11 protein-coding genes and 1 pseudogene are annotated in these 11531 nt (G+C 64.2%); 9 read left to right on the top strand and 3 right to left on the bottom strand.

Annotated features, from left to right (window positions below; translation table 11 throughout):
• Positions 1-279, top strand: a pseudogene (locus AF1_RS04375) (flavoprotein); the annotation flags it as partial.
• Between the two features lie 256 nt (positions 280-535).
• On the opposite strand, the gene AF1_RS04370 reads toward AF1_RS04375, so the two are convergent.
• Positions 536-1774, bottom strand: coding sequence for a helix-turn-helix domain-containing protein (locus tag AF1_RS04370; RefSeq protein WP_084262444.1), 1239 nt, complete (start codon positions 1772-1774; stop codon positions 536-538).
• A gap of 178 nt (positions 1775-1952) precedes the next feature.
• On the opposite strand from AF1_RS04370, the gene AF1_RS33005 reads away from it, so the two are divergent.
• Complete coding sequence (locus tag AF1_RS33005; RefSeq protein ID WP_242608784.1) at positions 1953-2774, top strand: alpha/beta hydrolase; 822 nt, start codon at positions 1953-1955, stop codon at positions 2772-2774.
• Here AF1_RS33005 and AF1_RS35615 read toward each other — a convergent pair.
• A complete protein-coding gene (locus tag AF1_RS35615; protein ID WP_174548815.1) occupies positions 2760-4079 on the bottom strand; it encodes an XRE family transcriptional regulator in 1320 nt (439 codons plus the stop codon). The genes AF1_RS33005 and AF1_RS35615 overlap by 15 nt on opposite strands.
• Positions 4080-4295: 216 nt before the next feature.
• On the opposite strand from AF1_RS35615, the gene AF1_RS04365 reads away from it, so the two are divergent.
• From AF1_RS04365 to AF1_RS04335, 7 genes are all read left to right on the top strand, one after another.
• Complete coding sequence (locus tag AF1_RS04365) at positions 4296-4679, top strand: ATP-binding protein (RefSeq protein ID WP_067793695.1); 384 nt, start codon at positions 4296-4298, stop codon at positions 4677-4679.
• A complete protein-coding gene (locus AF1_RS04360; RefSeq protein WP_255218775.1) occupies positions 4676-5245 on the top strand; it encodes an SAM-dependent methyltransferase in 570 nt (189 codons plus the stop codon). Before AF1_RS04365 ends, AF1_RS04360 begins: the two co-directional genes overlap by 4 nt.
• A 58-nt stretch (positions 5246-5303) precedes the next feature.
• Positions 5304-5513, top strand: coding sequence for a BldC family transcriptional regulator (locus AF1_RS04355; RefSeq protein WP_084262442.1), 210 nt, complete (start codon positions 5304-5306; stop codon positions 5511-5513).
• A gap of 62 nt (positions 5514-5575) precedes the next feature.
• Positions 5576-6388, top strand: a complete 813-nt coding sequence (locus AF1_RS04350; RefSeq protein ID WP_067793693.1) for a helix-turn-helix domain-containing protein — start codon at positions 5576-5578, stop codon at positions 6386-6388.
• A 385-nt stretch (positions 6389-6773) separates the two neighbouring features.
• A complete protein-coding gene (gene hisS / locus AF1_RS04345; protein WP_067793692.1) occupies positions 6774-8096 on the top strand; it encodes a histidine--tRNA ligase in 1323 nt (440 codons plus the stop codon).
• A gap of 325 nt (positions 8097-8421) precedes the next feature.
• Complete coding sequence (locus tag AF1_RS04340) at positions 8422-9207, top strand: methyltransferase domain-containing protein (RefSeq protein ID WP_067793691.1); 786 nt, start codon at positions 8422-8424, stop codon at positions 9205-9207.
• A gap of 22 nt (positions 9208-9229) precedes the next feature.
• Positions 9230-10066 carry a methyltransferase domain-containing protein gene (locus AF1_RS04335; protein WP_067793699.1) on the top strand — a complete coding sequence of 279 codons (837 nt, stop codon included), beginning with the start codon at positions 9230-9232 and terminating at the stop codon, positions 10064-10066.
• A gap of 16 nt (positions 10067-10082) precedes the next feature.
• Here AF1_RS04335 and AF1_RS04330 read toward each other — a convergent pair whose 3' ends face one another.
• A complete protein-coding gene (locus tag AF1_RS04330; RefSeq protein WP_067793690.1) occupies positions 10083-11021 on the bottom strand; it encodes an SEC-C domain-containing protein in 939 nt (312 codons plus the stop codon).
• Between the last annotated feature and the right edge of the window lie 510 nt (positions 11022-11531).

Genomic DNA, 11531 nt, shown 5'->3' with positions numbered 1-11531 from the left:
CCGGCGACCTTCAACACGATCAACAAGTGGGCGGCTGGCATCGCGGACACGTTCGCTGTCGGCTTGCTGTGCGAGTTGATGGGGTTTGGGGTGCCGATCGTGGCCGCCCCGCTGCTCAAGGATGCATTGGCTCGGCATCGTGCGTTCGAGATGAACGTTGAAACGCTGCGTGAGATGGGGGTACGGGTGCTGTTCGATCCGGCTGCGCCCGCACATGCTCGGATGCCAACCTGGGAAGAAGTCATGGAAGAGCTGCACGCACTGGTCGGGGACCGGTAGCGCCTACGGCTGGAGTGGTCAGGTGAAGGATGCGCGCAGAGGGATCGGCCAGTTGCGCGGCTCGGTACTGGTCGTGGCTCACGGCTCCCTTTTGGTGGATGTGCTTCCAGTGTCGCTGATGCTCCGGTGAAGTGAGGGCGGCCGGCCACCCGCGCACCCGATCAAGCACCGTGAAACGCCTACCTCCTAGTCCTCGACCTGCGTAGGAAGAATCGTTACACGGACCCAGGTAGAGAGCTCCACAGAGTGGCGTCGCTTAGGCTGCGTGTATGTCGAGCACGTGCCGCACCTCGGGGAGGTCGCGGTAAGGCTCTAGCTTCGTGAGGACTAGACGGGCGCGCTCTGATGTTCGTTCGCTGGCGAAGTCCCTGGTTAGTTCCAACATCCGGTGCGCTGTCTGGGCAGCCTCCTCGGGTTCATTGGCGTCTATGAGGGCGACCGCTAGCCATGAAAGGTAGAGGGCCAGTTCCCGTGTGTGCGTGGTGTCATACCGGCTGAGAACCTCTTGCAGGAGGGGGACGGCGCGCAGAGGTTTTCTCAGCTCTGTGTAGACGCGGGCATCCATCACATCGAGTTCCTCGGACGAGACCCAATATGCCCAACTAGGGGCGGGCCTAGTGTCCTCAGCAGTCAAGGCTTGATGCGCTTCGGCGAGCGACCGCATGGCCGCCTGGGCGTCACCTGTTTTTGCCTGAGCCCAGGCAATGCGGTCAAGATAGAGGGCACGGACTTTCGCTGGAGCATCCGTCCCCGCTTCCTCTAGTGCGGCCTGAGCGAGGCTGACAGCCTCGGTCTCACGACCCGTGTTGGACTGCTGATAGGCGAGGCTTCCTGCCAGGTTGCCAACCAAAGTGCTGTCGCCCGCCGCTCGTGCCGCCGAGATACCAAGCGTGTATGCGCGTTCAGCCTGGTGATGCTGACCGGCGTCGCTGGCTATCCATCCCGCAATCTGCGCCAGTTCACCGATGCCGCCGAGGAGAGTACGGCCAACGTCCTCGGTGTGGCTGGTTCGTCGGTAGAGAAGCACGGCCTTGTCAAGCTCTCGCATCGCGGGATCGAGGAGATCCCCTCCGGGGATGACGTCATCCGCAAGTCGCAGACTGTGGGCACGGGAGACAAGGTTGGCGGCTTCCATGGTGCCGACGCGGCGGCCTGTTGCTCTCGTCGGGGCTGCGAGTTGATCAGCTTTGGCGGGCAGGAAGAAGGCGATGGCCTCGGCGGGGCTTCGGCCCTCAAGGGCAGCGTCGTCGCCCCGTGCGTGGGCTGCCGCGCATTCTAAATCATCGATTGGCACACTGAGCGCCTGGGCGAGAGCCGGGAGCCACACATCAGGCACACGCTCGCCACGTTCCCATCTACTGATCTCGTTTCGGGTCAGAGAAGCGACACCCGAGATTCGGCACAAGATCTCCGCAAGCTGTTGTTGGCTCTTACGCGTGTCCCGGCGCAGGCGCGCGAGATACGCACCAAACCGCTTACGCCTGTCATTGATCATGCTGGTCCCTCCCCCTCTTAAGATGAACCACCCTGCACAAGTGAAGGCTCCGCCAACAAAAGCGAGTTGGCGGAGCTTTCACCCGTCAGGCTTTACCGTTCCTCCTAGCTTAAATGATTAAGACCACTTTTTGTGGGGTAATATTTAAGAAAGAATCCCAATTTTTGGAGGCCTGGAAGTGTCCATCACCAGCAACTATGTTGCCTTTAATTCCCTCGACGGGCTTACCCTTCGCGGAATTCTCATGACTCCTGAAACGCCTGCTGGAACGCCAACCGTGCTCGTACACGGCGGGGGTGTCACCCGAGAGGAGGGAGGTTTCTTTACTCGCTTGGCATTTGGTCTAGCCCAGAAAGGTCTCTGTTCGCTTCGCTTCGACTTTCGCGGTCACGGAGAAAGTGATGGTCGACAAGAAGATCTCACGCTCTCATCCATTACCAACGATATTCGTGCGGCGGTCGATTATTTGAGAAGTGAGACGGGAGGTGAACAGGTGAACATCATTGGAACGAGCTTTGGTGGTGGAATCTCTGCGCTCTTCACTTCCAGATACCCGCTATCGGTGAGACGACTGGTTCTCTTCAATCCTCTACTCAACTACAAGAAACGCTTTATAGACGACAAGCCGTATTGGAATAATGATAGACTTGACGAGGAGATGGCACGCCATTTGAAGGATGATGGTTTCGTGGAACATTCGCCAACCTTTAGACTTGGCCGGCCTCTACTGAATGAACTATTCCATCTCCGTCCCGACCGGGAGCTTGGCACTATATTGACCCCGACGCTTATAGTGCATGGGACAGGTGACACATTTATCCCAATCCAATCATCGCGTGATGCGATAGGTCATTTTGGTGGCGCTGTTAACTTGCTTGAAATTGACGGCGCTCAGCATGGCTTCGCCGTCCATGACGATCCACAATACGCGAACCCGCAAACACAAGAATGGCAAGCTTACGTCATTAGGATCGCCTCTGACTGGCTAAGCCAGGAGTGAACGCTCTAGCTCGTGAACACTCTCTCTATCTCGCCATCGTTGCAGCCCTGGGATGAGGCGAAATATCTCCTCCTGTGTGCGCGCCGATTCGGTTTTCCGCGCTACAGACAGTGCATTTAGAGCAGTAGTAGCGGCCTTATCGGGCGCTTGCGCCTTTAGATATGCATGGCTCTTGAGCGCAAGGAAGTATCCATAGTCGCGACGCGAGAAAGCTTCCGGATTTAGCCACTTATCATACACCTCAATGGAGCGATCTAATTGTCCTGATTCGCAGTAACAGATAGCCACTTGAAGGTTAAATAGGGCCTCATTATAGTGCCCTGAAATTCGAGGCTCCTCCATGTCCTCCGTCAGTAATTGTTGCGCACGATTGAGCTTTTGCTCAATCAAATTAAGATCCCCACTCAGCATGGCATGTCCGCGCGCCTCCTGCTGAATGGCCTCGGCCTGCACTCGAATTGGCAAACGCCCTGGGAACTTTTGACTCGCTTCAGCCAATGTCAGGATTCGAAATGCATTGCGATCATCCCATGCCGCTTGGCTTTTTTTGAGCAAAACGTACCCCTGCATTGGGTAGTCGACCGCTGATTGCGCCCACTCGACTGCACGATCACGCCAGTATTCGGCTAGTTCTGGGGCGGCTGCATCTCGATATAGCCAACCAAGAAACTCGGCCACTTGCGCGCCAACCTGAAGCAGTAATTTACGTATATCCGATTTTGCTTCTACGGCAATCTCCTCAATTGCCGCTACCAGTCCCAGGGAAATCGGAATGCTATGCTTCGGGCCATGCATTCGATCATTTTCGACACAGTTAGATAGCTGGCGTTTAAAATGCGCAACAACTTCACGGTCTGCATATTTCCGGGCATCGCGCAAGGCGGCCGTGATGTGCCTAATATCGCCAACTCCAATGGCAGGAACCGCGGCAACTGCAAGTCCTCGCTTTAGGAATGTGCGTCGCAATAGTTCGTTCAACTCTCGCCATTCGCTAGCGTTGAAGGATTCATTGATTGGGGAACGTGGGAGCGTCGTCGCTTCGATGTCCGGTTCCGGGCCGAATAGGTCTGTTTCGGGGATGTCCAGTACGCGGGCATACGCGGCTCGGTAACGCGTGTCGGTGATCTCGACGTTTCCGGATTCCCACCGCTTGACGTAGGTCACGAACGATGGCAATTCCGGCTTTTGGTGATCGTCCACGGCATCGCGCAGGAATCGGGCCATTCTCCGCACGCCCCAACCGCGCCGTTCGCGTTCGGCCTTCAAGCGCGCCGCCTGCGCGCGCCGCGCGTCGTCGGTGGTCATGGGGGGACACTCACCTTCCGCTCTCCCAAGGTACCGGGGGGAACACACTCCGTGTTCCCCATAGTGCCCTCTTGGCCTGCGCGTGTGACGGGTTTTGGCTGGAGAACCCACGCAGACACCAGACGGCCCGCCCGGCGTTCGCACCGCCGGACGGGCCTTGGACCGAACGCCGCTAGGAGGCGAACGACCCATGACCCCCGATACTAGGGACCCGTCGTGATCGCGTTCGAGAAGAACACGGGCAATCACGCCGTCAAGGCCGCGCGAGACCACGTCGCCGCGATCGCGGGCAAGTGGCCCATCGACCTGGATGACGTCCTCGTGGTCACCTCTGAGCTGGTGACCAACGCCCTGCGGCACGCCAGCACCGATGTGATCCAGGTCGGCGCGTGGGCCATCGAGAAGGACGGCCGCGGCCTGTACTCGGTGGAGGTCTGGGACCGCGATGACCAGAGCCGCCCCGAACTGCACGAACCGCCCCCCGGCCCCGACGCCGAGGCCGGCCGGGGCCTGTGGCTCGTCCAGGGCCTATCCGGCAACTGGGGCGTCCTGGACGGCGTCTCGGGCGGAAAGCTCGTGTACGCGGAGTGGACCCGATGACCCCCCGGAAACCTGCGGCCAACTCCGCAGACCAACACGCGGCCAACCTCACGCCCCGCGTTCGTGCGCACAACCCGACTTGCAACGACCCGCTGGTGCTGGCGCATGATCGGGCGCTGCTGGAGGGGATGCCGATCGTGCGCGGGGACGTGCGCGAGGTGGACGCGCTGATCGCTGATCTCGACGCGTGGATCGACTGGGACAGGCCGGTGGCGGTGCTGCTGATCGCGGTGCTGCACTTTGTCACCGACGACTACGACCCGGCGGGAATCGTGCGGGCGTTCACGGGCCGGATGGTGCCGGGCTCGGTGGTGGCGCTGTCGCACGGATGCTCGACGGGCGCGGACCCGGCGGCGCTCGCGCAGGTGGAGAAGGTCTATCAGGGTGCCAGTGCACCGGGTGTGGCGCGGACCCGTGAGCAGATCGCGGGCCTGTTCGGGCGGCGGCTGGAGCTGGTTCCGCCGGGGCTGGTGCCGGTGCAGCACTGGCCGCATGAGGCGGGGCCGCTGACCGCGATCCCGGTCCTTGGCGGCGTCGGGGTGGTGCCCGATCCGTGGGCGGGCTAGCGCGGGCTGGACGTACCGCCGCCCGCCGAAGCCACCTTCAACGAGATGGAACCCCCAAGTGAGCAAGACGATCCTGCACGGATGGGATTTCAGCCCTGAGCAGCTTCTCACCCCCGCAGAGGTGGCCAGGATGTTCCGCGTCGACACCAAGACCGTGGCGCGCTGGGCCGATATCGGTCACTTGGCCTCCATCCGCACGCCGGGCGGTAGGCGGAGGTTCAGCCTCCAGCAGATCGAGCACCTGATGCACGGCGGTGGCGCGCAGTGACGTCCGGCGTTCCGGCTCGGGGCGGCCGAACCTCGGGTGGCGGGTACGGCGTGGAGCGTGCGGTGCCGGTGGAGGTGCTGCGCAGGCGGTATGAGGCGGGCGTGTCCCTGACCGTGCTGGCGGGGTGGGCGGGGGAGTCCTTGAGCACGGTGCGGGCGCGGTTGGTCAGCGCCGGTGTGGTGCTGCGGGGCCGGGGTCCGCGCCGGGAACTGGCGGTGCCGCTGGAAGAACTGCGGAAGCGGTATGAGGCGGGCGCGTCCACGACCGTGCTGGCGGCGCTGGCGGGGGTGTCGGCGGGGACGGTGCGGGCGCGGCTGGCCGGTGCCGGTGTGGTGCTGCGGCGGCCGGGGCCGCCGCGGGTGCCGGTCGCGGTGCCGGTGGCGGAACTGCGCAGGCGGTATGAGCGCGGCGAGACGATCGGGGATCTGGCAGCGGCGGCGGGGGTGTCCTACATCACCCTGCGCCGTCGGCTGAAAGACGGCGATGACGACAGATCGGGAGAGGAGCAGCAGGTGACACAGGTTCCGGGGAGCGGGCTTCAACCGGCGTTGGACATGCTCCTGGAAGGAGCGGGCAAGGCGTCGCGGGTGATGAGCGGCACCGCCGATGGGCTGACGCTGGCCGAGGCCGGGGCGGCGGTGGAGGCGGTCACCGATGTGCTGGACCTGCTCGGGCAGATGCTCGGACGGCTGACCGACCGGGTGGAGCAGGTGGCGGAACGCGAGGTGACCGAGCGGCGGGACGGGTCGAGCCGGGAACGCCTGGAAGCTGTCGGCGTGCATCTGTCCTGCGGGTGTGACGGGCTGATGGCGGCCCGGCATCTGCTGTCGATCGGGCGCGGGGATCTGCTGACAGTAGAACGCGGCGAAGACTAGGACGCCGGCGTGGCAGTGACAATGCCGGGGATTCGGGCGACCCGGCCACGTGCCCCAAGCCACGCTTGCGCCGACCCGTGAAACACGACAGGGGTTCCCGGAGCGGACGGGCCTCCGGTCACCACGATGGTGATCGCGGTAGCTCGGGCCGAGCGCGAGTTGAGAGGAGCGAACTAACGCAATTCGCTCACCGCCCACATCTGAGAGGCCGGTGTGGTTGGCGTGTCCTTGTGGCGTGGGGTGTGCGGGCACGGCCGATAGCATCAGGTCGAATCCGGGCGTGTCGCCGGCTTGTGGAGTGCAAGCATTGGGCGGTATGTCCTAGGGCGGTCAATTTCGCGCCGGGTCGGGTCGTTTCTCTCGGTTCAGGGAAGGAAGTCACATCATGGCGTCTCAGCGGTTCGAGCCCGCTTCCGGTACGCGGGATTTGCTCGCGGATGATCTGCGTATCCGCAATCACGTATTCGGTGTGATCCGGGAGGTCTTCGAGCGTTACGGATTCGAGCCGTTGCAAACGCCTGCGTTCGAGCGGATTGAAACGCTGACGGGCAAGTACGGTGATGAGGGCGACAAGCTGATCTTCAAGATTTTGCGGCGTGGGGAGCATGAGGCGAGCGGAGAGGCTGATCTGGCGCTGCGGTACGACATGACCGTTCCGCTGGCACGGGTGGTAGCGGCGTACGGTTCTCAGCTTCCGGCACCGTACAAGCGGTATGCGATGGGACCGGTATGGCGCGCGGACCGGCCGGGAAAAGGGCGTTTCCGGGAGTTCGCGCAATGCGATGTCGATGTGGTCGGCTCGTCATCGCCGCTGGCTGATGCGGAAGTGGTGAGCGCGGTGGCGACGGCGTTGGACGCGGTGGGGGTCAGCGACTTTCGTGTCCTGGTCAACTCCCGGCGTGCGCTGTCGGGGCTGCTGGAGGTCTACGGGGTCCCGGCCGAGGTGGGCGGGGGTGTGCTGATCACCTTGGACAAGCTGGACAAGCTGTCCCCCGACGCGGTGGCGCGTGAGCTGACCGATGTGCGCCGGCTCGCGGCGGCGACCGCTGAGAGGCTTGTCGCGGACCTGGTGGCAGACGATTCGGTGGAGCGTATGCGGGCCAGCCTGAAAGACAGCGAGGAGGGCCGGGCGGGTATCGCCGAAATCGACCGGCTTGTCACGCTGGCGGGTCCGAGCGTGGGCACCGAGCGCATCGCATTCACGCCGAGTCTGGTGCGTGGCCTGGACTATTACACGGGCGTGATTTTTGAAGTGGTCGCGGCCGGAATGCCGGGGTCCATCGCCAGCGGCGGCCGTTACGATCACCTTATTTCGGCGCTGGGAGGGCCGGACGTTCCGGCGTGCGGCGGCTCGCTGGGAGTCGAGCGGATCATCGGGCTTATGGAAAGCGGCGCGGCTGCGGGTGAGTCACTGGACGTGGCGATAACAGCAATGGCGGAAGAGTCAGACACAAGCGTGATGGAGTTCGCGAACCAACTGCGGGATATCGGGTTGCGGACGGAAATCTATCTGGGGGCGAGTCGTAAGCTGTCCAGGCAACTGAAATGGGCGGCGGACAGGCACGCGCGGTTCGTGCTGATCTACGGGGAGCGGGAACAGGAAACCGGAACTGTCACGGTGCGGGACATGGAATCGGGGGAACAACACGCTGTCCCGGCCGGGGAGCTTGCGGCTCGCCTGCAAGGGTGGTGCGCCGCACCGCGGTAGATCGACCAAAGGAGGTCGCGTCACAGATGGGTGTGCAAGGCGATCGACACGGACGCGGCGGGGTTCGAGCGGCTGCCGAGCGTGAGTTAAGAGGAACGAACTAACGTAATTCGCTCAAAATATCCAATACGCTGCGGCCATTGAATGGCCGCAGCCGTCCTGTCAATGTAGAGAGCGCCGGGTTGGCTGGAAAGGGCTGAAAAATGGGAAAGCATGACAAGAAGCAGTCTTGTGGGGCGTGTGGCGGGAAAGGGTGGGTGAAGGTCAATCTGGACAACAAGGAGGAGAAGATCACCTGTGGCTCGTGCAACGGATCTGGGGAAGGATGAGTGAGTTCTCCGGGCTCCCGCCCGTTGATCGGCGGCTGTTCGTCCCCGAAACGGTCTGGGTGGTTCGGGACGGCCGGTTCGTAGAGCTGTCGCGGACTGACGCGCCGGAAGAGTGGGAAAAGCTGGTGACGTCGGATGAGGCGATTGCTACGCAGGTAAAGGACAGGATGTGGCCCATGTCCTCCTCGTCTGCTCCGTCGGTGATGGCTCAGATGATCACTGCCTTGCAGCTCAAGGCCGGCATGCGCGTGCTGGAGGTGGGGACGGGCACCGGGTACAACGCCGCGTGTCTGGCAGCGCTGGGGGCCGAGGTGGTGTCGGTCGAGATCGAGCGCGCGGCAGCCGACCATGCCCGCAGGGCTCTGCGCGCCGCAGGCCATCCCGATGTGGTCGTCATCACCGGGGACGGGGAGCGCGGTGCGCCATCGCACGCCCCGTTTGCTCGGGTGCTCGCCACTGCCGCGGCTCACACGGTCCCCTACGCGTGGATCGAGCAGACGGAGGCAGGCGGGCTGATCGTGGTGCCCTGGGCGGCCACGTTCCATCCGGCCGGGCCCTTGGCGGTGCTCGCGGTCCGGGCGGACGGGAGTGCTGAAGGGCGATTCACGGCCCCGGTCCGGTTCATGCCGCTACGCGGCCAGCGCCTCCCGCAAACGGCGCTCCAGGAAACCGAGGAACGGTGGGCGGCGGCCGGCAAGCCGGAAGCCTCCCGGTTCGGAGTCACGGTGACGCCTGCGGGCCAACGGATCTGGCTGGATTCGCCGGACAACCCGGTCGGTTGATGTGGAAGGGGACGGGGAAGCAGTGAACGTCCGCGACGTCATCGCTTCCGTTCCCAGGGAACCGTTCATCCCAGAGGAGATCTTCGTACGCAACGAAGCGGGCTGGCTGGTGCCGCTGCGTCGCTCTGATGATCCGGAGCAGTGGCGGGAGCGGGTCGAGGTGGACGGCCCGATCGTGACTCGGGCGGAGCCCGATCCTGCTCTGCCCGGTGAGGTATGCGATCCGGTGACGGGAAGGGGGATGATCTCCACCAGTTCCAGCAGTGCGCCCTTCATCATGGCCCGGCTCATCGAGGCCATGGAGTTGGAGCCCGGTATGCGGGTTCTGGAGATCGGTACCGGTACCGGTTACAACGCCGCCGTCCTCGCCCGGATCACCGGGGCGGGGAATGTGATCAGTGTGGAGATAGACCCGGTGGCCGCTTCGTCGGCGCGGGAGGCCCTGAAGACTGTCGGCCTGCCGGTGAAGGTGGTCACCGGGGACGGGGAGGCGGGTTACCCGCCGGGGGCGCCCTATGAACGGATCATCGTCACGGCGTCGGCCCACACGGTGCCCTACGCATGGGTTCGGCAGGTTCGGCCGGGTGGGCTGATCGTTGTTCCCCTGGCGGCGACGGTCCATCCTGACTGGCCTCTTGCGGTGTTGAAGGTCCAGGACGACGGAACGGCACAGGGCAGGTGTCTGGGTCCCTCGCCTTTCATGCCGCTGCGCGCTCAGCATGTGAGTGCCCGGAGCGTCCAGGAAACCGAGGAACGGTGGGCGGCGGCCGGTAAGCCGGAAGCCTCCCGGTTCGGAGTCACGGTGACGCCTGCGGGTCAACGGATCTGGCTGGATTCGCCGGACAACCCGGTCGTTTGACAAGCCGCCGCTCTCGTCAGCGGTTGGCGGGGGAGCCGCAGCACTTCTTGTACTTGCGGGCGGAGCCGCACCAGCAGGGGGCGTTGCGTTCCGGCGGCCAGTCGAGGGCGGGGGCGTTCTCGTCGAGCCGGTCCCGGAGGTGGTCGGCGCGGGTCTGCTCGTCCCCGGGGTCGCGGCCCTGCTCGTCCGCGTATCGGAGGAGGTCGTCCACCGTGGTCGGCAGGACGCGGAACTTTGCCGCGCCGATCTCCTCGGCGGAGGCGCGCCATCCGCGTTCGACGTCGGAGTAGTAGGTGGATTCGTCAGTGTCGGGGGCGGCGTGCACGAGACCTTCGGCGAAGGCCCTGGCGATGTCGGAGCGGACGAAGAACGAGCCGGCGTACGGCCGCCCGCTGGAAGCGACCTGGTCCAGGGTGTCGGTGAGCCGGTCCTCTCCTTCGTCCACGCTCAGGTCGACGGGGTCGGACGGGAGGCCGAGCGCCCGGCGGACGCGCTGCCGCCCCTGTAGCTCGGGCCGGGTGAACAGCAGGAGGTCGGCGGGCTCCTCCGCGTCGCCCGCCAGCAGGTCCCGGCAGGCGATGTTGAACCAGGTGAGAGCCTCCTCCAGCCGCCCGAGCGCCTCCAGCCCCTCGGCGATCAGGGCGGCCGGGCCCGAGGGGAGACGCGCCCGGTCGAGCCCGGCGAGCGCCGCGTCCGCCTCGTCCGTCCGGCCGAGGTCGAAGAGCAGTGAGATCCGTTCCACCGCCGCATAGTCGGCGTCCTCGCCGGGGTCGGTGGCGATGAGGTCCTCGTAGATCCGCAGCGCGCGTTCGGGGTCCCCGGCGATGGCCCACTGCGCGGCTGCCTCCAGCAGGATCTCGCCGCGCTCGTCAGGGTAGGCAACGGCGTCGCGCTCGTACTCCTCGGCGTGCCGCCGCGCCTTCTGTCGATCTTTGGGGGAGGTGGATGCCATCATGGCGCCAACGTACAGAAGAGGGCGCATGTGAGGTGTCACCTCGTCCACCAAGGTGGATCCGCCAGGGGCGCCGCTACTGCGGTGCCCCTGGCGGTGGGGACGGAGAGGCGGATGCCGCAAACCTCGCCCGGCCCCCGCACGACCTGGTCAGACCGCTGTCATATGAACGCGCTCCGCGCGGTCGGCGGTGCTGTGCACGCTGGGCGCGCGGTCCCGCTCAGTCATGTGCACAGACTTGATCCTGGGCGCTGACTCTGCCGCATCCGCTGGTGCCGCTGTGAGTGCCGAAGAAAGGATGACCGTGGTGGTCACCAGGAGCCGCTTCATGCTTCATTGTCCTTTTCTGTGCATCAAATCGATGCCTCCCGGGAGGGCACAGAAACTCTACAGCCGACAACCCTGGATGTGTCGAGCATTTCGGAACTGATCGAGTGAAGATGAAATGCGAACTTTGCTTGAATTGTCCGTTTATGGGGGAAATTTCTAGTGTGCGGACGGGGTTCGGCATGG

The sequence above is a fragment of the Actinomadura formosensis NBRC 14204 genome (assembly GCF_001552155.1).
Taxonomy (GTDB): domain Bacteria; phylum Actinomycetota; class Actinomycetes; order Streptosporangiales; family Streptosporangiaceae; genus Spirillospora; species Spirillospora formosensis.
The sequence above is the reverse complement of the archived record's forward strand: the minus strand, read 5'-3'. Positions and strand labels throughout refer to the sequence as shown.